Source organism: Chondromyces crocatus (genome assembly GCF_001189295.1).
GTDB classification, from domain to species: Bacteria; Myxococcota_A; Polyangia; order Polyangiales; family Polyangiaceae; genus Chondromyces; species Chondromyces crocatus.
Map to the genome: position 1 here is coordinate 8,448,452 of NZ_CP012159.1, position 20,718 is coordinate 8,469,169.

Sequence of the window (20,718 nt, forward strand, 5' to 3'; positions counted from 1 at the left end):
CGTGACCGAGCGGAATGAGACTCCCGTGAGCCTCGACATCCACCAGATCCTGTCGATCCTGCCTCACCGGTATCCCTTCGTGATGGTGGACCGGGTGACGGAGGTCACGCCCGGGAAGAGCATCCGGGGGCACAAGTGCGTGGCCTACAACGAGCCCTGGTTCCCGGGGCACTTCCCGCAGCGGCCGATCATGCCGGGGGTGCTGATCATCGAGGCGCTGACGCAGATCGGGGGGATCCTGGCGTATGCGTCGGATCCGTTCGATGCGACGTCGAACTTGATGTTCTTCCTCGCCATCGACAAGGCGAGGTTCCGACACACGGTGACGCCAGGGGACAGGCTCGATCTCTACGTCGAGGTGATGCACCACCGCTCGAACGTGTGGAAGATGCGTGGGGAAGCGAGCGTCGACGGGACGCTGTGCGCCGAAGGCGAGCTGCTCGCGTCCGTCGTGGATCGGCAGCCCTGATCGGACAGCAGCGGGTATCAGGCGCTCAGAAGTGCTCGCACGCGGCCTGGTTGACCAGGGTGCCGGGTTCGACGGGGATGAGCCACTGGACGAGGCACTGGTCCGGATTGTCGTTCACGCGCCAGACGCGGCCGCCCTTGTGGCGCTCTTCGAGGCGGGGTTTGCGGACGATGGTGAGCAGCTCGCCCGCGAGTACGGGGGCCTCGTCTTCGTCTTCCTTGCCGACGCGCTCGCGGAACTCGGCGATCATTTCGGGCTCGAGTCCGCAGAGCGAGCGCGCGTTCTCCAGGAGCTCGGGCTCGGTCGTCTCGATGCCACCCGTGTGGTAGTTCGGCCAGTCGGAGGGGCTGAAGCCGGCGTCTTCCGGGAGGTTGCCCTCGGCGTCGAGGGCCACGGGCTTGCGCAGGCCGTCTTTCCCGTAGATGCGCAGCGGTCGGAAGCTGTTGCCGTGGCAGTCGAGGGTGCCGCAATGGAACTCGATCACCTTGGAGACGCGGCGGAAGTTCGCAGCGTCACCCGGGGGGCAGTCGATCGAGGTCTTCTCCAGCTCGGGGCCGCAGGCGATCGGCATGAAGACGGTCGTGGCGAGGGTCAGGGGGAGCAGGATCTTGAGCAGTCGTCGTGCGCTCACGGGACACCGTTGCAGTTCGCTTTGGTCGGGGGGTCGAAGGGCGGATCGGGCATCTTCTCCATGCAGTAGATCCTGCCGACGGAGCCCTGGTTGGCGTCGCCGTTGTGGCAGGTGTTGCACGAGCCTTCACGCTGGATCCAGGTGGCCATGGCGGCACGCAAGCTCTGGGTGCCCTCGGGTGGGGTGAACTCGATCTCGGCGTAGACAGGGAACACCGGATCCCATTGCTCCTTCGTGAGGTAGAAGTTGCCGACGCAGTTGGTGGCGACGGGCGGCGAGCGTCTGCCGAACGCGTCGTACATCAGGACCGAGACATCTCCGACCGGGGGCGGCGCGATCCGGGTCGGCTCGCCTTCGGCGGGCTCGGGATTGGGGACGAGGCCCTTCACCGCGTAGATGGTGCCCGCAATGCTCATGACGGGGGCGTCGCCACCGTAGCTGCTGTGGCACAGCACGCAGGGCTGCCCAGGTCGGTGGAACTCGCCGACGGGGACGTTCGGATCCTCCTCCGGGAGCTCGGCGATCCGCACGTCGACGGCGGGATTGCCGCACGCCACGAGTGCGCCGCCCGAGAGGAGCAGGCCGAGAGAGAACCAGCGTTGCACCATCGCCTTCATTCGAACTCCGCCTCGAATGCCGTGGCCCCGAAATAGCCGAATTTCTGCGGTAGGAAGAGATGATCCAGGTAGCGGCTGTAGATGAAGTCGCCGTTGACGAGCATCGAGAACTGGTTCTTGGAGCCGAAGGCAAAGCGGACGCCGCCGCCCACGGTCGCCTGGATGTACGGACCCAGCTCGCGATCGCCCGTGCGGTAGTTGGGGAGCTGGAGGACGCCCAGCTCGTCGCGTTCGGCTTCGTAGGCGAGCCGCCAGAAGCTCGCGCCGGTCTGCGCGTGGAAGCGGACATGGGGCCAGACGCGAATCTGGTCGTTGAGATCGACCAGGTAGCGCATGTCCGTGGTGGTCGCGAGGACGCCCCAGCTGTCGGTGTAGAGGCGCTCCTCGACGCGGATGGTGCTCGACGAGAAGCGGTGGGCGAGGCGGCCAGCGACGGCGTAGCGCTGTCGCCCTTCGACGGGGACTCGCTCCATGGCGCGCTCGGCGAGGCGCACGTCTTGCACTCCCTTGATGGAGAAGCCGGGCGGGACGATCTCCGCCGTCTCGGGGCTGAAGAGGGGGATGGCGCGGTACGGCTTGGAGAGGTTGCCGAACTCGAGGACGACGGTGGCGCCGAGCGAGAGGAAGGTCGCCTTGTCGAGAACGAGCCCCACGCCGCCGTCGAGGGAGTGGCGGTGAATCTTGTAGCTGAAGACGGAGTAGGGCGTGCCCGAGCGGCCAGAGAGGTCGTAGCTGAAGCCGTAGCTCAGGCTGGGGGTGATCGACTTCTGGGCCAGCTCGACGGAGGCACCGATGCCCGCGCCGACCGAGGTGTAGTCGGGCTCGACGGACATGTTCGCGCCGCCGGAGATGTCCCACGCGTCGATCTTCTTGTGGCCACCGATGGCAGGGCCGACGCGCGCCTCGGTCCAGCGCGGGGAGGCGGTGGCGAGGATGTCGCTGGAGGCAGTGGTCACGACGTCGACGAGGAAGGAGCCGTTGATGCCCCAGCCGCCGGTCGGGCTCTCGACGCTGAACGTCACCGCGGGGGTGACGACGTCGACGTGGTCGGAGTCGTGGTAGCCGCTGACCTCGAGGCCCATGCGGTAGTTGAGGTTGGCGCCTTCACCGCCGCCGGCGATGCACTGGGCGAGTTCCTGACGGGTCTGCGCCTTGGCCATGCACTTCATGATGGCGGGGTCGGGGCGCTCGCCCTTGGGCACCAGCTTGATGTCGATGGTGACCGTCTCGAACTCGGCGACGTCGACGAGCTGCTGGAACTCGAGCAGGGCGCCGTCGACCTTGCCGGTCGCCTGGACGAGGCGCTGGCCAGGGTTGACCCAGATCTCGCCACCGAGGCGCTTCGTGGGCACCTCGTCGCCATTCATCTTCACGACGAGGTCGGTGGCATTCGCGGGCTTGCGCAGGACGATCTTGGGGATCTTCTCGCGCAGCTCCTGGGAGCGGTTCTGGGCCTTCTCGGCGACGTCGTAGAGGCCGGTCTTGCCGCCGGTCTCGGCGACGATCTGGTAGTCGGAGAGCGCCTCGATCCACTGGCCGGAGCGCTCTGCGCAGCCGGCGGCGAGGAAGCGGGTACCGACCCGGTTCTCCGCGGCGAGCGAGGCCTGCGCGTAGTCGGCGCAGTCCTGCCAGTCCTGCTCTTTCTCGGAAGCGACGGCCTCGCGGTAGTAGAAGTGAGCCTCGGCCGACTTCCAGCCGCGCGGGGGACGGCCGCCTCCGGAGAACTCTTTCTTCGGCTTGCGATCGCTCTTGGCCGTCTGCTCCAGCGAGCTGCTGCCGGTGGCGACGCCGCGCGCATCGTTGAAGGCGCGCTGGATGTCCGGCGTGATGAAGTCGCTGTAGAGGGAGGCCGTCGCGTCTTCGCGGAGGGCGTTGGTGAACGCCTCTTTGGCTTCCGGGATCTGCTTCATCCCGCCGGCGAGGACGGTGCCGATGGCGATGTAGAGCCGGGCGCGCGTCTTGGGGCTGCAGCCTTTGCCTTCGCAAGCGGAGCGCGCGAGCTCGAGCTGCTCGAGGGCCTCGATGTGCTTTCCGCTCTTGAACTCCCCTTCGAGGACGCTCTGGACGAGGATCTCGACATCTTCGTCATTCGAGGCCGCAAGGGCGCCATGCGGGCTCGCCGCGACGACCAGGAGGAACAGAAGGAGCGAAGAGAACCAGGTGAAGAGTCGGGAACTCACGCGGCGACCACTATAACCTCATCGGAGCCGCTGATGGCCAGCGCGCGCATGCGCTCTCGACGAGGAAATCGTTCGACGGTTCGAGGTGGTCGCGCCGTGTGGCTCGATGCCGACAGCGCAGCGCCGTCCCGCGACGGGGCGGAGGCCGGAGCGCGCTGCGCTTGCAGCGGTCCGGGCGGGGTTACATCGAGCCGTCTGCCCCGCCAGCGCCGCCAGCGCCCCCCGCACCGCCCTCGCCCGGGGTCCCACCGCCTCCGCCGTAGTTGCCGGTCCCAGGTCCGAAGCCCGTCGGGTCCTCGACCCAGCAGGCAAACCAGTTCTGAAGGAGCTCGCGATCCGCAGCGGTGGCGAGGCCGTTCGGCTTGGGCATGGGCGAGCCCCCGCTCAGGATGCCGCGGAGGTTGCACACGAACCACGACTGCCGTCGCGTGTTCTCGTCAGGGCCGTTGTTGATGTACGCGCCCCCGCGCGCCTCGATCGAGTAGGCCGTCAGCGCGTCCCAGGCCTTGGTCTCGTCCAGATCGACCTCCAGCGAAGCGCTCGTCGACCCCTGGCCGTGGCAGCCCCCGTTCGTGCACTGGCCGCGCGCCGTGTCGATGAGCATGGCGTGCACGTCCTTCCAGTGGACGTTGCACTCGGCAGGCTTCTGCAGCAGGCGGTTGTCCTCGAAGCAGTTCGTGACCGGCAGCTTGGGGCCGCCCACGTCGCCGTAGGGGCAGCCTTCGTCCTTCCCACTCAAGGGGTTCGGGTTGAAGTTGCCAGGGCAGAACTGGTCTCCGACGCTGCAGCCCGTGGTCGGGCCGCCGGCGAGGAGCGCGGCCGCCGCCGCTGCTGTGATTCCGAGCAGGCCCGACCAGACGGCGCGGGACCTCGGGGCCCCCATTCTCGACCAAGCTCGCAGGCGGCGCAGTGCGCCGGGCGTCAGGCTCATGGTGGGTCATCCTATCCGTCTGCTCGGCCCCCACAAAGCCAACATCCTCGGGTAAGCTGCACGGCCGGTCCTGCGCCCCGATGGAGAGCGGAGTGGGTCCGACGACCGTCTGTGGTCGCGGCCTGCCCCGATCCTGTATAAGGGCGCCGGTCCGCGCCGGGCCACACTCGGCTGGCCGGCCCACACCCCACGTTTCAAGCACGTTTCAAGAGGGAGTACCTCGTCATGATCACGAGTTCGACGATCTTCCGCACGGCCGCTCTCTGCGCCTCGATGGCGCTCTCCGTTGCTGCGCTGGGCTGCGGCGGCGGTGCCGCCGAAAGCGGCGCCGGCGCCGCCGAGACGGGTGCCAATCAGGGCGGCCTCGTCGGGCAGAAGGCGCCGGAAATCTCCGCGGAGGCGGTGACCGGCGAAGGCCCCAAGACCCTGGGCGAGGCGAGCGGCAAGGTCGTGATCCTCGACTTCTGGGCCACGTACTGCGACCCCTGCAAGAAGTCGTTCCCCAAGTACCAGGAGATCGTGGACGAGCTGGGCAGCGACCTCGCCGTCATCGCCATCTCGGTGGACGATCCCGATGATGCCTCGGAGGACAAGCTGAAGAAGTTCGCCGAGGAGACGGGCGTGAAGTTCGCCATCGTCTGGGACAAGGAGAAGGCGACGGCCGGCAAGTACAGCCCGCCGAAGATGCCGACCTCGTTCATCATCGACAAGGAAGGCACCGTGAAGCACATCCACGCCGGCTACGAGAGCGGCGAGGAAGCGAAGATCGTCGAGGAAGTGAAGGCGCTTCTCGGCAAGTGAGCGCTGGGCGGGCGCCGGAACGCCTTTCGAGGCTCCGGCGCACCTCTCTTGCTCTCCACGTCACGTTCCCCTGACATCGTCGATCCCCGCTCACGCCTCGGTCTTGGAGGCGTGGCGTGATCCCTCCTCAGCACTGCCATGACGCCCACCGTCGTCCGACGCCTCTCCGTCGAAACCCTCGACATCGCCATGCGCGAGCCCTTCGGGATCTCCGGTGGCGCCCAGGAGCACGCCGCGAACCTGCTCGTCACCGTGGAACTCGCCGATGGAACGGTGGGTCTCGGCGAGGCGGCCCCGTTCCCGGCCTTCAACGGGGAGACGCAGGCGAGCACGCGCGCGGCGCTGGAACTCTCCCGAAGCGATGTGGAGGGGGCCGACGTGAGGCACTACCGGCGCGTCGCGATGGCTCTCCGGGACAAGATCCCGCACGCGGGGGCGGCACGCTGCGCGCTGGAGACGGCGATGCTGGACGCGCTCACGCGGCGCGCGGGGATGCCTCTCTGGGCGTTCTTTGGCGGTATGGAGACATCACTCCGCACGGACATCACCATCCCCACGGGTACGGCAGAGCATGCCGAGAACGCCGCAAGGCGTCACGCAGCGGCGGGGTTCACCACGCTCAAGCTCAAGGTGGGCGGCAATGATCTCGACACGGATCTCGAGCGCATCGCGTCGATCGCTGCTGCCGCTCCCGGGTGCGAGCTGATCCTCGACGGGAACGGGGGGCTCTCGGTGCAGGCCACGCTGGCGCTGCTCGCCGGCGCGCGCCGTAGCGGTGCCCGCGTCACGTTGCTCGAGCAGCCCGTCCACCGCGACGATCTGGAAGGAATGCGCGAGCTGGTGACGCGTGCGGGGGTGGACGTCGCCGCCGACGAGTCGCTCACGAATGCCGCGGATGCAGTCCGCCTTGCGCAGCTCGGCGCCGCCACGGTGCTCAATCTGAAGCCCATGAAGCACGGGCTCGTCGAGGCGCTGGACATCGCAGCAGTCGGTCGGGCTGCCGGGCTGGGGTTGATGATCGGGGGCCTCGTGGAGTCGGTGCTGGCGATGAGCGCTTCGGCCTGCCTCGCCGCGGGGTTCGGTGGGTTCCGGTTCGTGGATCTCGATACGCCGCTGTTCCTCGCGGAGAACCCATTCGAGGGTGGATTCGCACAGGAGGGCCCCCGTCTGGATCTGACACGCATCGAGACGGGCCACGGCGTGCGACGGTGAGGGAGAAGATCCGGGCGCTCCGAGCAGCGCTCGGCTGCGGGGCGGGAAGGCGCGCGGGCCGGAAACGTGCGCTACTCGGTCGCAAGGAATGCCGCGAGCCGATGGTAGAGGGCGGCGGCCAGGATCCGATCTTGCTCGCAGACCTCGGCGAAGTCGTCCTTGCGGATGCGAATGACGCGTGCGGCGGTCCGCACCACGGGGAGATCGCCTTTGCGCCGGACGCCCACCAGCGACTCCGGGAAGATCAAGCCGGATGCGCCCAGGCGGCGTCCGTCGCGGATCTCGACGATGCCGTCGAGCACCAGGTAGGCCACGAGATCGCTTGCCACTTCGCGAGGGAGTCGCTCGCCTGGGGCCATCTCCAGCTCGACGCCTGCCGCGAGGGCTCCCAGCACGGCCGGAGGAGCCATGCCCGCGAGCAAAGGGCACGCGCTCAGCGTCGTCAGATCCGAGGCCGAGGGCCCCGCGTCTCCTTCGCGCTTCACGAAGCGATCGCACATCTCGATCACGACCGCCGTGGCGTTGTCGTAGCCGCCTCGGTCGCGCGCGTGCTTGATCAGTCCCTCGGCGACGTCGTCGACCGTCCCCTTCGCGCAGAAGCGACTGAGCGCGGCCTCGCTCTCCACCGCTCCGTACACACCGTCGGAGCAGAGAAGGATCCGGTCACCGCGCGCGAGGTCGACGAACACGGTGTCCACGGTGATGGTCGAGGCGAGCCCGACCGCGTTCACCAGGGGGTTGCGCGCAGGACGCCGTGGCGGTGTCGGGTTTCCTGCTGCGCGGAGCGTGTCGTACAGCACGTGATCCTGGGTGAGCTGCACCGTCACCTTGGGCCGGATGAGGTACGCTCGGCTGTCGCCCATGTGGGCGAAGAACGCCCGGCTCTGGGCGAGGAGCACGAAGTCCAGGGTCGTTCCCATGTTCTCTCGTCCCGGCGCTTCGTGGCGCGCCTCCCGGACGGCATCGTTGGCCACGGCGCCGACGCGACGCATCAGCGCGAGCACCTCGCGACGGGCGTCCAGGCTGGGACCCTGGACGTAGGCGTTCACGATGGCCGCGGAGCGGGGACGCGCCATCTCCGTGCGCACGGCAGCCAGCGCCACCTCGGCTGCGACCTCTCCGGCAGCATGTCCTCCCATGCCGTCGGCAATCCCGAAGAGTGCAAGCTCGGGACAGTGGAGCAGCCGGTCCTGGTTCGTCTCTCGGACCAGGCCGATGTCGGTCGCGGTCCCGACCTCGATGCGAAAGTCGAAGCGAGGGAGAATCCGGGGCACCAGAGCGAGCATAACAGCGCAGGTTCATCCCGATGGATCCATCGGATGCTGCGGTCGGAGTCGTTCCCACCGGCCGCGCCCGTCCGGAGGTGGTCCCGACAGGCACACTTCGTTCCGGCGGGTACGGATCCTGGTGTTGGCCCATCTCTCGCGTTCAGCAGCTTCATGCAATTCATCGAGGTAGATACGGGACGCTGGCGGCTCGAGCTGGGCGGAGGCATCGGCCTCGAGCTGATCATGCTTTTCAGCCGTTCCGTGGCCTTCTGGCGCGTGGGAGGGGAGCTCGTGGCCGAGGTCGCCGTCGGCGAGAGCTGACGGGAGCGCCAGCGGGTCCCTGCGAAGGGTCGAGGCCATCGAGGTCCAGGTGAGGCCGCCGGCACGGGCTCGGGGCGCGGGCGGCCCGACCCGGTCCTCGACGCGCCAGGAAGCGAGCGCAGGGGTCAGACTGCCCCCTGTCGCGCGGATCGGGGGCGTTCCGGGGCGTGTGAACGCCCGGTCTCCGCCGCCAGAGGGGCGATTGGAGGGGACACGGCGGGCCTTTTCCCGGGCGGTGTCCCCGACGACGCAGGTCATGGCCGGCGGGAGACCCACCCGCGACAAACTCCGGTAGGATGCAGCGGCACCCATGAGGCGTGACCGCGCGCGATCCCTGCCTGCCCGTTCCCAGCCGGGAGACCAGCCCTCGTGCGCGCACAAAAGCGAGCGTGTCGGGAGCGTCTCCGGCGGCCGGGAGGCGATCTCCGTATGATCGATCGGCCGCGCATCGACGTCGCGACCATGCAGCGGGCCATGTCCACCGCGGAAGCGGTGCTCACCCTGAACCCGCCACCGAACCAGGATCTCGAGGGGTATCGCCTGTTCCGCGTCTCCGGCGGCGATGTGACGTGGTTCGACATGCCCGCCGACGGCAACGCCTACGCCGTCATCGGCTCGCACCCGCGGTGCGACGTGCGGTTCGCCGCAGGTGACGACGTCAGCGTCCGACACCTCGTGGCGACGTGCTGCACCTTGCCCGAGGGCAACATCGGCCTGCGGTTGATGGACTTGCAGACCGGCATCCCCTTCTTCGTGGACGACGACATTCCGCGCCGGTCCATCGTGGTGAGCGGTCCGCTGCTCGTGCGCGTGGGCAAGCACGTGATCGGTGGCCTCCCCGTCGGGGATCGCACGTCGAACCATGCGGTGCGGATCAGCTCTTGCGGGATGACGGACGAAGAAGGCCCGCGCCCCGTCGCCGCAGCGACCGACGGCGGAGAGCTCGTCGACAAGGTGCAACCGGTGATCGCGCTGCCGATCACCTCGGGGGCGACGACGAGCCACCGCTTCGGCCGGGAGATTTCGCACATCACCTCGGTGCGCCCGGTGGCCCACATCGAGGATCTCGCGCCGCGCGCCCGCGATGGTTACGTGCGCATCACGCTCCAGTCTTACGATCGCAGTGCAGCGGTGGAGTTGGCCGAGCAGATCCTGGAGCAAGGCGTGCTGCTCGGGCGCGCCGACAACTGCCTCGATCGCGGACTGCGCGCGGTCCTGAGCACGCACATCTCACGGACGCACCTGCTGTTGCTCCGCGAAGGGAGCGACATCTTCGCGCTCGACCTGTGCTCGACGAACGGGACGCGACAAGGTGGTCAACGCGTGCGACGGGTGAACATCCCTGCGGAGGGCGCAGCGATCACGCTCGGGCCCGAGCTGACGATGATCTGGCATCCGCGCACCTGAGGCGGCTGCCGACGCCGAAGTACAAGCGCGATCGCAGGCAGCCGCGCGGGCTGGCGGGCGGGAGCGCGTCGCGGTGGACGCAGCGGGCTGGCGTGGCAAGGGAGCGCGGCGCGCGGACGGCGAGGTGCCACCCGCACGCTGCGGACCTCTCAGGCGAGGAGCTGGCGGGCGATCACGATGCGCTGGATCTGGCTGGTGCCCTCGTAGATCTGGAGCACCTTGGCGTCGCGCATCAGCTTCTCGACCGGATACTCCTTCACGTACCCGTTACCGCCGAAGACCTGGACGGCGTCGATCGCTGTCTGCATGGCGCTGTCGGCGCCATAGGCCTTGGAGATGCTCGACACGACGGGCTCACGCGCACCGCGATCGAGGCTCCACGCGCCCTTGTGGGTGAGGAGTCGGGTGGCCTCCACGCGGATCGCCATCTCGGCGAGCATCCACTGCACGAGCTGGTGGTTCGCGATGGGCTGACCGAATGCCTTGCGCTCCTTGGCATACGCGACCGACTCTTCGAGGCAGCGCCGCATGAGGCCCGTGGCCACCGCGCCGATGTCGGGGCGCGTCTGGTTGAAGGTCTCCATCGCGACCTTGAAACCCGAGCCAGCAGGAGCGAGCAGGTTCGCCTTCGGCACCTTCACGTCCTCGAGGAAGATCTGCGCGGTATCGCTCGCGCGCTGACCGAGCTTGTCTTCCTTCTTGCCGACGCGCAGGCCGGGAGTGTCGCGATCGACGATGAACGCGGCGATGCCCTTGTGGCGCAGCTCCGGGTTCTCGGTGGCGAAGATGACGTAGAACTGCGCGTAGCTCGCGTTCGTGATCCAGCACTTCTGCCCGTTGAGCACGTAGTCGTCGCCGTGGCGCGTGTAGCGGGTCTTGAGTCCCGCGACGTCGCTGCCCGCGTCGGGCTCGCTGGTGGCGTAGCTCGCCATCACCGGCTCGGAGGTGAGCATGCCGAGGTACTTCCTCTTCTGTTCCTCGTTGCCCGCGAGCTTCACCGGGGTGAGCGCCAGCGTATTCGCGAGCATGCTCGTGGTGATGCCGCTGCAGCCGTAGGCCAGCTCCTCGATGATCAAGGTGTTGTCGAGTTCGCCCATGCCAGCGCCGCCGTACTCGACCGGGCAGGTGGGGTTGACGAGGCCGATCTCCCAGGCCTCCTTGAAGACATCCATCGGAAAGCGCGACTCGTGGTCACACGCCGCGGCGATGGGGATGATGCGTTCCTTCGCGAACCTTCGCGCCGTATCGATGAGGGCTTGTTGCTCTTCCGTCAGAGAAAAATCGATCACCTCGGACCTCCGGCGGGCGAGGCGCCATCGCCGCCAGCCCGCGCCACGTTACTGCTTCATTCTCCGTCGATGTCGTTCGAGCTCGGCGCGCACGGCGCGGCTACCGAGGATGTAGCCGACGATCAGCCCGATCATCAGCACCGCCGGGATGTACAGCACGTGCTGAGAGGTCATCTCCCCGAAGTTGGGCATCAGCCACCCTCCGCGCCCTTTTCGCTGCGAGCGCGCCGCAGCGCGGCTTCGAGGGTGTCGACGCGCGTGTCGAGCTTCTTCTGCCGCACCCAGGAGAGGGCAATCAGGGCGAACGCGATGATCCAGATGGCGGCGTAAGCCTCCACGAGGAGCATCTCGCCGCTCTGCATCTCGCCGCCCTGCACCGGGCGGAAGGCCTGACCACGCTCCTCCACGGTGGGCGTGGCGCTCTTCGGGGTCGCCGTCGTGGCGGCCGTGTCCTGTGCATTCGTGGGGAGGGGTGTCACGGGCTAGTCCTCATCGATACCGAGTTCCAGGGCTTCTTCCCGGAGCTCTCCCAGCCTCGACCGGGTCATGTTGATCCGCGTGCGGAGCCAGACGAGCACGATCGCGAGCAGCGTGAAGGACAGGAAGCCGAGCGCGAGGCCGAGCTTCATGTCGGGGTGCTGAAGGCCACCGCCGCCCGAGGTGATGACCTTCGGATGGTTACCGCCCCACTTCTGCACCGAGTAGTGAATGATCGGCAGGTTCGCGGCGCCGAGCACACCGAGCGCGGCGGCGAACTTGCGCTCCGCGTCACCATCCCCCGTGAAGGCACGGAGGAGCACGTAGGCGACGTACACGAGCACGCTCAACATCGAGGTGGTGAGGCGTGGATCCCAGGTCCAGTACACGCCCCAGGCCTTGGCAGCCCAGAGCGGCCCGGAGATGAGCACCATCAGCCCCATCGCCACCGCGACGTCGGCCCCTGCCCGCGCAAGCGCGTCCCAGCCTCGGGTACCGCGGGCGAGGTAACCTGCGGAACCGATGAAGCAGGCCGTCGCGCCGAGGTACATCCCGTACGCCGAAGGCACGTGGAAGTAGAAGATCTTCTGGACGATCCCCATCGACGCTTCCGTGGGGACCACATAAGCGACGAAATGCAGCGTCCCCACGAGCGCGATCGCCGCCGCCCCGAGGAGCACCAGGAAGCCGTAGAAGCCGCGTCCCATGCCGCCACGACGGTAGTGCCAAGCCATCCCGCGTTCAAGCCAGGCCTTGTTGCCTCTTCCGGCAAGGGCGCGGCTGCCGCTAGACTCCAGGCCGCTCGACCCGGATCGGACCTCGCGGATGCGGCTCGGAAGGCCCACCCTCCGCTCCCCGTGTCAGCGGCGCGCCTTCTTCACCCATGCTCAAGCCCCCGCAGGAGACCGCGACCCCCGGGCACCCACCCGGCACCGTGATCGACGGCCGATACCGGGTGATCCGGTACATCGGTCAGGGCGGGGCGGGCCTGGTCCACGAGGTCGAACACCTCCTCACGGGCCGGCGTCTGGCCATGAAGACGCTGCACGAGGAGGCCGGCTACGGTCGCCTGGAGCAGGAGGCGAAGGCGACCAGCGCCATGAAAAACACCCACGCGGTGAAGATCACCGACATGGGGAGCGGCAAGGGGGGTGCCGGGGCGTACCTGGTGATGGAGCTGCTGGATGGTCAGAGCCTGCGCGAGCGCCTCGACTACCAGAAGCGGCTCCCGATCGAGCTCACGATCAACCTGGCGCTGCAAGTGTGCGAGTGCCTGGCCGAGGCGCACGCGCTCGGGATCATCCACCGCGATCTGAAGCCGGACAACATCTTCCTGTCGCCGAGTCCATTGCCCGGGCAGCACGACGTGAAGGTGCTGGATTTCGGGGTGGTGAAGATCTCCGGAGAAGGGCCGATCCCGCATGCGTCGCTGACGCGCACCGGGTCGACCGTCGGCACGCCCTATTACATGAGCCTGGAGCAGCTCCGGAACTCGTCGGCGGTGGACGCGCGCGCCGACATCTACTCGCTGGGGGTGCTGCTCTACGAGTGCCTCACGGGACGGACGCCCTTCGAGCAGGCCGAGACGTTCGGTGATCTCATCTATGCGCTCTGCTCGGGGCCCCCCAAGCCCGTGGCGCACCTGCGCCCGGACACGCCGGCCGAGCTCGGGGACGTGGTGATGAGGGCGCTCTCGGTCGAGCGCGAGGACCGACAGGCGAGCATGACCGAGATCGCCAAGGTGCTGGCGCCGCTCGGCAACCCGGCGTTCGGTCTGTGGCTGCGCACGGAGGCAACGGATGCGGGCCGCGCAGGCCAGGGGGGCGCGCCAGGGGTGTCCCGGAGGATGCTGCCCGCAGCGGGGACGCCCGCTCGACCGCAGGTCGAGGTGCAGACGCCGGCCACGCCCGACGAACCCGAGTGGGACACCACCACCACGACGCTGAAGCCCGATCCCAGGGCCATCCTCGCAGAGCTGAAGGGCGACGCCACCACCACGACGCTGAAGCCCGATCCCAGGGCCCTCCTCGTGGATCCGGAGAGCGAGGGGATCCAGGTGGTCATGACCACCTACCACGGGAGCGAGGTCGTCGATCGCGACACCCCCACGCGCGCGCTGCCCACCCCCATCCGGGCCCCCGAACTCGAGCGGCCCGCCCCGATGTATCGAGGGAACCACGCGGCCCCTTATGCGCCACCGCCGCCGCCACCGATGCGACCGGGCCCGCAGCCCAGCAACATGGATGGTCAGGCGACGTTGCTGCTCGCTCCACTCGTGGAGCAGACGGCGCCTTACGGGGCAGTCGCTCCCATCGTCCCCGCCTCACCCGTCGCGCCGGACGAGATGCAGACGGCGCGGCTCGAACAGCCCGTCTTCCACTCGACGCCCGACATCGACGAGCTCAGCTTCAAGCCAGCGTGGAAGCGCGCGCTGGATGGTGCGGTCTCGAGGATCGGTGCGGCGGTGACGGGGTTCACGCAGACCGCGAAGACGCGGTTCTTCGAGGCCAGCCCCGGTGAGCAGCTCGCGCTCGCGGTGGGAGGTGCGAGCCTGTTCGCCGCGCTGCTCGTGCTGCTGCTGTACCTGGTGTTCAGCTGACGGGTGCGCGAGGAGCGCCTGAAAGCGCGCTCGTGACACGAGGAGGTGTGGAGTGCGTCAGGTGCCGTCGGGCGCGATGGCGTCCCAGCCCGTCGCCCGTGCGAGCCGCGACATGGCGAGATCCAGCTCCATGGTGGCGTTGAGCTGGTTGTAGCGGTTCTGCGCGTAAGATTTTGCCGGATCGACGAGATCCTTGTCCGCCGACGTGCCGACGTCGATGCCTTGCTGGACCATGACCATCCAGCGCCGGGCGTAGCGGGTGGCCTTGCCGTAGGCTTCGAGCCGCTTCTGCGCTTCGACGACCTCGGCGTAGGCGATCTCGACTTCGCTCGCGACGCCGCCGAGGGCGAAACGCTGCTGGGCCGTCATCTCTTCGAGCTGGGCCTCCGCGAAGCGAATGCGCGCCGACTGAGGCAGGAAGTCGAGCTTCCATTGCAAGCCGATGGCTGCCCCGTACGAGAAGTAGTTCCCGGGATCGCTGACGAACGGGTTGATCTGGTTGGCGACCTCGGGCGCGGTGCTCATGCCGAAGTGGAGGATGAGTCCAACGTCCGGAAAGAGCTGCGAGCGCGCCAGATGCACCTGGGCGGTCCGCGCGGTGATGCCGGCACGCACCTGCATCAGCTCGGGTCGGTACAGGCGAGCAGCCGAGAGATACCTGGAGAGGTGCCCGAGCCGGTGCTTGGGCGGTGCGATGGGCGCGTCCGGGATGTCGAGGTCGGTGACGCCCGTGTAGAAGCGGAGCCCGGCGAGCGCCATGGTGATGAACTTCTCCGCTTCGGCCTGGCGCACGTCGATCTCGGCGGAGAAGGTCTGGAGCTTGAGGAGGTCGATGGGATCGGCGTCCTCGTCGTCCACCGCCTCCTGGAGCTTCTCCGTGGCCTTCCGGAGCGCGCCGCGCACCTCGGTCAGGAGGAGCCGCCCGTCACGAGCGAGCTGCAGACCGAAGTAGGCTTTGCGGACGTCGAGGCGCACCACGTCGCGCTCCTTCTCGACGTTCGCGGCGTTGACCTTGACGTTCGCCTCCGCGGCGTTCCACAGGTTGGTGATCTTCCCGAAGGTCCAGAGGGGGACCAGGCCGTCGATCCCGAAGCGCCAGGCGACGCCGAGGCTGCTGGTCAGCGCGACGTCGGTGTTCGGGCTGAAGACGTTGTTTCCGCGGACCGTGGGCGCAAGCGCGACACCACCAGCCACACGCCACTGGGAGAAGGGGGCGTAGTGGGCCTCGTCGAGCTGGGCGCGCACCTGCTCGAGGCGAGCGCGCGCCATCAGGACGTTCGGATGGTTGCGTTCGGCGAGCTCGAGGCAGCGCGACAGGCTGAAGCCCTTACCCGAGGCGCGCAGGGTAGGGGCCGAGGCAGGCTGCGCAGCGTCGCTGGCGTCTTCGTCCGCGGAAGCCACGGAGGCCAGCGGTCCCAGGGTCGCCAGGGCAAGCGCGACGAGAACGCGAATGCACCCAAAGCGTCGGCCCATGAGGTGGGCGACGCTAGCACAAGGACTGCTCCCGGCGTACGCGGCAGGCAGGGTTGGTGCGGTGGTCTTTTCTGGTCGAGGCGCTGGGCAGACGGGCGGTGGCGTGGGCGGTGTGAAGGGCGGGTGGACGCGGCAGGCGGAGGGGGACAAGCAGACAGCCACGGCGAAGCGGCGGGTCACGCCCTGGAGAGAAGGTCTCTCCCTGGGGGCGAAGGGTCGCTCCCTGGAGCGAAGGGTCACTCCCTGGAGGGCATGCGTGCGCCGAGCGCCCCATTCGTCACCCCGCCCTCGTCCTCATCGTCTCCAGCGAGCCCATCTCCAGCCAGCTCGTCGTCCCCAGCCAAGGCTGGCAGGCTCTCCGCAGAGGTTCTGCTGCCCTCGCTCGGTAGCCCCTCGCCGCCCCCTTGCCCTTCGCGCGCTCGCCCCTCGACCAGCGCGTCGTCCTTGCGCTCCACACGCTTCTTGAGCCTGCGGAAGTTCGCTCGGTCCATGCCCGCCTGGCGGGCGGCCTCGCTGACGTTGCCGCCCGTGCGCTCCAGCAGGGTCGCCACGTAGTCTTGCTCGAAGGCGTCGATGGACCGCTCGCGCGCCTCCACATAGGGAAGCTCGGCGAGCTCGCGAGACGCCGCGCTACCGTGTCGGCGCTCGGGGCCGGCGATGCTCGAGGGGAGGTCGCCCGGTGTGATCGCCTCGCCGCGAGCCATCAGCGTCGCGTGCTCCACGGCGTGCTCCAGCTCCTGGACGTTGCCAGGCCACGGGTACTCTCGCAGGAGCCGCATCGCTTCGGCGCTGATGCGCCGCACGTCCCGCCCCTCGCGCTGCCCGTGGCGACGAAGAAAATGGTGTGCGAGCAGCGGGATGTCCTCCCGCCTCCTCCGCAAAGACGGAATGTGGAGCGAGACGACGCCCAGGCGGTAGGCGAGATCCTCTCGCAGAAGGCCGCGCACCACGCGCTCACGGAGATCGACGGTCGTCGAGGCGAGGAGCCGGGCACGGAAGCGTCGACCCTGTGCCGAGGGGGCCGCCTCGATTTCGCCACGCTCGAGCGCGCCGAGCAGCCGCACCTGGGCGTGCAGCGGGAGAGCCTCCACCTCCGAGAGCAACAGCGTCCCCTCCCCTGCGGTCGCGAGGGCTCCTGGTGTGTGGGCTCCGCCGAACAGCTCTTCCTCGATCTGAGCTTGCGGAAGCGAGGCGAGGCTGAGCGCGATGAAGGGCCGATCCGCTCGCGGCGAGCGTCGGTGCATCGCCCGCGCCAGCAGCTCTTTGCCGACGCCGCGCTCGCCGGTGATGAGGATGGGCGTGCTGGAGCCTACCAGCCCCATCGCCTTCCGGATGAGCTCCTGAACGCGCGACGAGGCGCCGAGCAGATCGGTGTTCGACGAGAGATCGCCATCACGACGCTCCATGGCGCGCAAGCGCGCGATCAGCCGGCGACGCTCCACGGCGCGCTCCACGGCAAGCGTGACGGCGTCTTCCAGGTCGGCCAGCTTCATGACGAGCGCGAAGGCGCCGCCGGTCACGGCGCCTCGGGGAGCGCCGGATTGATCGGGGTCGGCCATCGCCACCACCTCGACCTCCGGGTGCTCGACGCGCAACCGCGCCAGGAGATCGGCGCCTCCCAGCCCGGGCGGCGGCTCGGAACGACGCGGCAGCGGAGCCGCCGGGGGAGGCAGGGCCGGGAGGCCCAGATCGAGCAGCACCACGTCGACCCGGGTGGTGGCCAGCAAGCCGAGCGCCGACGCCCCATCCTCGGCCGTGAGCACATCGAAGCCGCGGAGCAGCACGCGGGCGAGGCTGCGGCGGAGGAGAGGTTCGTCGTCGACGACGAGGACACGCGCGCGAGGAGGAGGACTCACGAGGAATGGCTCACGGGCAAGCGGAGGATTGGCTCACGGGCAAGCGATCGAACGATCGGTCGGCGCCTCAGGTCGCCTTGCGGCCTGGAAAAACGGGCCAGGGCTCCCCACGCCGGGTCGAGGGGGGTGGACCGCCGTCGTCGTCCATCACCAGCCGAGGATCATACGCGCGCCGGAGCGCCCCCGTGCTCGATGGTGGCGGCATCGTGGTGCTGGCCCAGGCGCCAGACTGCTGGAAGACACAGAGCCGGTTGCCCCCATCGCGCTTGGCCTCGTTGAGCGCCGACTCGACGGCCCGCAGCAGCGCGTCCTTGGTTCTCACCTCGCGCGAGGGATAGAGCGCCACGCCGATCGACACCGAGAAGCGGTGGAACTGACCCTCGTACTCGAGCACGCGCTCGCTCACCTCGCGCCAGATGCGCTCGGCCACGATCACCGCGCCAGCGAAGTGAGTACTCGGGAGGACCACGAGGAACTCGTCGCCCCCGTAACGCGCAACCACGTCCACCTCGCGCACCGAGCGCTTGATCCCATCGGCCACCCGCAGGATCGCCGTATCGCCGAGCCCGCGCCCACCGACCTCGTTGAGCGCGTGGAGCTGGTCGATGTCGGCCACGATGCACGCGAACGGATCGTGGTAGCGCTCCGCGCGCTTGAACTCGTCGGTGAGGCGAGTGTGGAGGTAACGGTAGTTGTAGAGCCCGGTCCGCTCATCGTGAGAGCTGAGCCGCTCGAGGTGCGCGCGCTGCGCCGCGACCTGATCGTGGAGCGACTTGATGCGCAGCATCGCGTTGACCCGGGCGAGCAGCTCGTGTTCCTCGAAGGGCTTGCACACGTACTCGTCGGCGCCGACCTTCAGCCCCTCGATGCGGCTGTGGGTGTCGGTCTTGACCGTGATCAACACGACCGGGATGAAGTTCTCCGGGCCCAGGTTCTTGAGCAATCTGCACGCCTCCAGCCCCGAGAGCCGGGGCATGGCGACGTCGAGCATGACCAGGTCCACCCCGCCCCGCGCGACCCGCTCCACCGCCTCCTGCCCATCCTCGACCGCTTCGACGAGGTAACCGGCGCGCCGAAGGAACTCGGAGAGCATGTCGCGAGCGACCCGATCATCGTCGGCCACCACGATCCGCGGCGGGCGGGGGGCCTCCTGCTGCACCGTCCAGCCAGACACGGGCGACCCCTTGCTGGAATCGGTGCCCCCGAACGGTCCGCGGGTGCTGTCGCTGGGCGTCACAGACAGCATCCTCCCTTCTGCCGCCACGTGGCGCAACGGCCTTGAGGGGGCGCTCGGCCTCGTTTTCTCCGTGGTCGCTCGACGTCCCGCGGTGAGCGTCCCGGGGCAGAATGCCCTGCCCCGCGGCCCCCCTCCTCGGCTCCTCCCACCATGGGCCTGGCTGCACGTGGCAACCCCTGGATTCACGGCGCGCGGGGCAGTGGTAAAGGGCTTCCATGACGCAAGAGCGGTTCCGGAAACTGGCGGCTGCGACGCTCGTGATCACGCTGGGCGTCATCCTCTGGGGCGCCTTCGTGCGCGCCACCGGCTCGGGGGCCGGCTGCGGGGCTCACTGGCCCATGTGCAACGGCGAGGTGCTCCCACGCGCGCCCGGCACCGCCACCCTCATCGAGTTCACTCACCGTCTCACGTCCGGGATCGCTTTCCTCCTGGTCCTCCTGCAGTTCGTGTGGGCACGCCGCGCCTTCCCCTCACGTCACCCGGCCCGCGCCGGCGCCGCGGCTTCACTGTTCTTCATGATCACCGAGGCCGCCGTCGGCGCCTTGCTGGTGGTGTTCGAGTATGTCGCCGACAACGCCTCCGCGGGCCGGGCGGTGTGGATGGCGGTGCATCTCATCAACACCTTCCTCCTGCTCGGGGCGATGACCTGCACCTTCTGGTGGGCTCGCGGCGGCGCGCCGGTGCGCTTCCGGGGCCAGGGCAGCACCGCGGTGATGCTGGTGGCCGCGCTCGTCGCCACCCTGCTCGTCGGGGTGACGGGCGCGATCGCCGCGCTCGGCGATACGCTTTTCACGGCGAACAGCCTGGCGGAGGGCATCGCTCAGGACTTCTCCCCCACCGCGCATTTCCTCGTACAGCTTCGCACGCTGCACCCCGTGAACGCGGCGCTCACGGCGGCGTACCTGCTCATGCTGCGCTCGGTGATCCCCGCGCGACGTCCCTCCCCCGCCGTGCGACGGCTCGCCAACGCGACCGGCGCGATCGTGGTGCTCCAGATCGGCGTCGGCATCGTGAACCTCGTTCTGCTCGCGCCGGTGTCGCTCCAGCTCGTGCATCTCCTGCTCGCCGACGCGCTCTGGATGAGCCTCGTCCTCCTGACCGCCGCCGCGCTCGCGTCCCCCGAGACCGCTCAGACGCCGCCCGCTGGCGAGCCCATGGCGGCCTTCGGGCGTGAAGCCGGCTGAGCGCCCCGCGACCGGAAGTCGCCTGCCTCAGTACGACTCGTCCTCCACCCCCTTCGAAGCCTTTTTCCCGGCGCGCTGAAGGGTGGGTGGCGCCGGCGTCACCGGCGGTGCGGGCAGCTTGCCGGGATCGACGGCGGGAAAGTCGACTTGCAACACCATCCCTTGATCGGTCTCCAGCACACGGTGCTGTGCCTCGCTCGGAACACGCAGCTCGACGACCAGATCCAGATCGGTCCCCTGCGGTGTGAGCAAAACGCGGCCGACCGGCGTCGGGAAGAACGAGGTCACCAGCGGATACTGGTTCGTCTGGATCGTATGCGTCCCTTTGAGACGGTAGGTGATCCGCCCCGCCGCCTTGGACTCGACCACATCGACCTTGCGGTTCACCTGCAAGAAGACCCGTGAACTCCCTCCCGACAGCATGCGAAAGCCGGGGTAGGTCGCCACCGGCCCGAGCAGGTTGGGGATCACCTTCGTCGTCTTCTTGCGCTTGCCCGTCGCCCGCATCGGGGAAGGCGGTTGCGTGGAGGCGACGGGCCGGAGCGGGGGCGTGGTGGTCGCGGGCTCCGGCTGGGAAGGCGCTTGCGCAGGCGACGGCGTGGCCGCCGGAGCGGGCGTGTCACCCGCTGGTTGCGTCGGTTGCGCCGGAGGCGCAGGAGCCGGTGGCGTCTGCGCGAGGGCAGGCGGAGCGAGCAGGAGCGCCAGGACGACGGGGACCGGCCGAGAACACCACATGACGGAAGTACAGCACGCCGGGACGGGATGG

20 protein-coding genes are annotated in these 20,718 nt (G+C 68.8%); 7 read left to right on the forward strand and 13 right to left on the reverse strand.

Features of this window, described 5'->3' with window-relative positions:
* Nucleotide 1 precedes the first annotated feature (1 nt).
* Nucleotides 2–469 carry a 3-hydroxyacyl-ACP dehydratase FabZ gene (gene fabZ, locus CMC5_RS30390; protein WP_082362939.1) on the forward strand — a complete coding sequence of 156 codons (468 nt, stop codon included), beginning with the start codon at nucleotides 2–4 and terminating at the stop codon, nucleotides 467–469.
* 25 nt (nucleotides 470–494) lie between these two features.
* Here the strand turns inward: fabZ and CMC5_RS30395 are convergent, their stop codons facing one another.
* The 4 genes from CMC5_RS30395 to CMC5_RS30410 form a co-directional block, all read right to left on the reverse strand.
* Nucleotides 495–1,100 (reverse strand): hypothetical protein, encoded by a 606-nt coding sequence (locus CMC5_RS30395; protein WP_050433674.1) that lies wholly within the window; start codon nucleotides 1,098–1,100, stop codon nucleotides 495–497.
* Nucleotides 1,097–1,708 (reverse strand): hypothetical protein, encoded by a 612-nt coding sequence (locus CMC5_RS30400; protein WP_218920093.1) that lies wholly within the window; start codon nucleotides 1,706–1,708, stop codon nucleotides 1,097–1,099. The genes CMC5_RS30395 and CMC5_RS30400 overlap by 4 nt, the downstream gene beginning before the upstream one ends.
* 5 nt (nucleotides 1,709–1,713) lie before the next feature.
* Nucleotides 1,714–3,897 carry a DUF3570 domain-containing protein gene (locus CMC5_RS30405; RefSeq protein WP_050433676.1) on the reverse strand — a complete coding sequence of 728 codons (2,184 nt, stop codon included), beginning with the start codon at nucleotides 3,895–3,897 and terminating at the stop codon, nucleotides 1,714–1,716.
* Nucleotides 3,898–4,078: 181 nt separating this feature from the next.
* Nucleotides 4,079–4,828, reverse strand: a complete 750-nt coding sequence (locus CMC5_RS30410; protein WP_156338970.1) for a hypothetical protein — start codon at nucleotides 4,826–4,828, stop codon at nucleotides 4,079–4,081.
* Between the two features lie 225 nt (nucleotides 4,829–5,053).
* Between CMC5_RS30410 and CMC5_RS30415 the strand changes: the two genes are divergently transcribed.
* Together CMC5_RS30415 and CMC5_RS30420 are read left to right on the forward strand one after the other, a co-directional pair.
* Complete coding sequence (locus CMC5_RS30415) at nucleotides 5,054–5,629, forward strand: TlpA family protein disulfide reductase (protein ID WP_050433678.1); 576 nt, start codon at nucleotides 5,054–5,056, stop codon at nucleotides 5,627–5,629.
* A 138-nt stretch (nucleotides 5,630–5,767) separates the two neighbouring features.
* Nucleotides 5,768–6,841, forward strand: a complete 1,074-nt coding sequence (locus tag CMC5_RS30420) for a dipeptide epimerase (protein WP_050433679.1) — start codon at nucleotides 5,768–5,770, stop codon at nucleotides 6,839–6,841.
* Between the two features lie 71 nt (nucleotides 6,842–6,912).
* On the opposite strand, the gene CMC5_RS30425 is transcribed toward CMC5_RS30420, so the two are convergent.
* The gene (locus CMC5_RS30425) at nucleotides 6,913–8,115 is read right to left on the reverse strand and encodes a PP2C family protein-serine/threonine phosphatase (protein ID WP_245677841.1); all 1,203 of its coding nucleotides are present in this window, start codon (nucleotides 8,113–8,115) and stop codon (nucleotides 6,913–6,915) included.
* Nucleotides 8,116–8,280: 165 nt separating this feature from the next.
* On the opposite strand from CMC5_RS30425, the gene CMC5_RS45155 reads away from it, so the two are divergent.
* Both CMC5_RS45155 and CMC5_RS30435 read left to right on the forward strand, forming a co-directional pair.
* Nucleotides 8,281–8,430 (forward strand): hypothetical protein, encoded by a 150-nt coding sequence (locus tag CMC5_RS45155; protein ID WP_156041040.1) that lies wholly within the window; start codon nucleotides 8,281–8,283, stop codon nucleotides 8,428–8,430.
* Between the two features lie 429 nt (nucleotides 8,431–8,859).
* Nucleotides 8,860–9,837 carry an FHA domain-containing protein gene (locus CMC5_RS30435; protein WP_050433682.1) on the forward strand — a complete coding sequence of 326 codons (978 nt, stop codon included), beginning with the start codon at nucleotides 8,860–8,862 and terminating at the stop codon, nucleotides 9,835–9,837.
* 149 nt (nucleotides 9,838–9,986) lie between these two features.
* Here CMC5_RS30435 and CMC5_RS30440 read toward each other — a convergent pair whose 3' ends face one another.
* From CMC5_RS30440 to CMC5_RS30450, 4 genes are read right to left on the reverse strand one after another with little or no spacing between them, the layout of a single operon-like run.
* On the reverse strand, nucleotides 9,987–11,126 hold the full coding sequence (locus tag CMC5_RS30440) for an acyl-CoA dehydrogenase family protein (RefSeq protein WP_050433683.1): 1,140 nt from the start codon (nucleotides 11,124–11,126) through the stop codon (nucleotides 9,987–9,989).
* Nucleotides 11,127–11,174: 48 nt separating this feature from the next.
* The gene (locus CMC5_RS46145; protein ID WP_169796710.1) at nucleotides 11,175–11,318 is read right to left on the reverse strand and encodes a hypothetical protein; all 144 of its coding nucleotides are present in this window, start codon (nucleotides 11,316–11,318) and stop codon (nucleotides 11,175–11,177) included.
* Nucleotides 11,318–11,605, reverse strand: a complete 288-nt coding sequence (locus tag CMC5_RS30445) for a CcmD family protein (RefSeq protein WP_245677843.1) — start codon at nucleotides 11,603–11,605, stop codon at nucleotides 11,318–11,320. The genes CMC5_RS46145 and CMC5_RS30445 overlap by 1 nt, the downstream gene beginning before the upstream one ends.
* A 3-nt stretch (nucleotides 11,606–11,608) precedes the next feature.
* Complete coding sequence (locus tag CMC5_RS30450; RefSeq protein ID WP_050433684.1) at nucleotides 11,609–12,337, reverse strand: cytochrome c biogenesis protein; 729 nt, start codon at nucleotides 12,335–12,337, stop codon at nucleotides 11,609–11,611.
* Nucleotides 12,338–12,486: 149 nt separating this feature from the next.
* Between CMC5_RS30450 and CMC5_RS30455 the strand changes: the two genes are divergently transcribed.
* Entirely contained in the window at nucleotides 12,487–14,202 is a 1,716-nt protein-coding gene (locus tag CMC5_RS30455) for a serine/threonine-protein kinase (RefSeq protein ID WP_050433685.1), read from the forward strand.
* A gap of 57 nt (nucleotides 14,203–14,259) precedes the next feature.
* On the opposite strand, the gene CMC5_RS30460 is transcribed toward CMC5_RS30455, so the two are convergent.
* The 3 genes from CMC5_RS30460 to CMC5_RS30470 form a co-directional block, all read right to left on the reverse strand.
* Entirely contained in the window at nucleotides 14,260–15,675 is a 1,416-nt protein-coding gene (locus CMC5_RS30460) for a TolC family protein (protein WP_050433686.1), read from the reverse strand.
* Nucleotides 15,676–15,911: 236 nt separating this feature from the next.
* Entirely contained in the window at nucleotides 15,912–17,531 is a 1,620-nt protein-coding gene (locus CMC5_RS30465) for a sigma-54-dependent transcriptional regulator (RefSeq protein WP_063796375.1), read from the reverse strand.
* 67 nt (nucleotides 17,532–17,598) lie between these two features.
* Nucleotides 17,599–18,705 carry a GGDEF domain-containing protein gene (locus tag CMC5_RS30470; protein ID WP_245677844.1) on the reverse strand — a complete coding sequence of 369 codons (1,107 nt, stop codon included), beginning with the start codon at nucleotides 18,703–18,705 and terminating at the stop codon, nucleotides 17,599–17,601.
* Between the two features lie 278 nt (nucleotides 18,706–18,983).
* On the opposite strand from CMC5_RS30470, the gene CMC5_RS30475 reads away from it, so the two are divergent.
* Nucleotides 18,984–19,952 carry a COX15/CtaA family protein gene (locus CMC5_RS30475; protein ID WP_050433688.1) on the forward strand — a complete coding sequence of 323 codons (969 nt, stop codon included), beginning with the start codon at nucleotides 18,984–18,986 and terminating at the stop codon, nucleotides 19,950–19,952.
* A 27-nt stretch (nucleotides 19,953–19,979) separates the two neighbouring features.
* Here the strand turns inward: CMC5_RS30475 and CMC5_RS30480 are convergent, their stop codons facing one another.
* On the reverse strand, nucleotides 19,980–20,687 hold the full coding sequence (locus CMC5_RS30480) for a hypothetical protein (RefSeq protein WP_156338971.1): 708 nt from the start codon (nucleotides 20,685–20,687) through the stop codon (nucleotides 19,980–19,982).
* Nucleotides 20,688–20,718 lie beyond the last annotated feature (31 nt).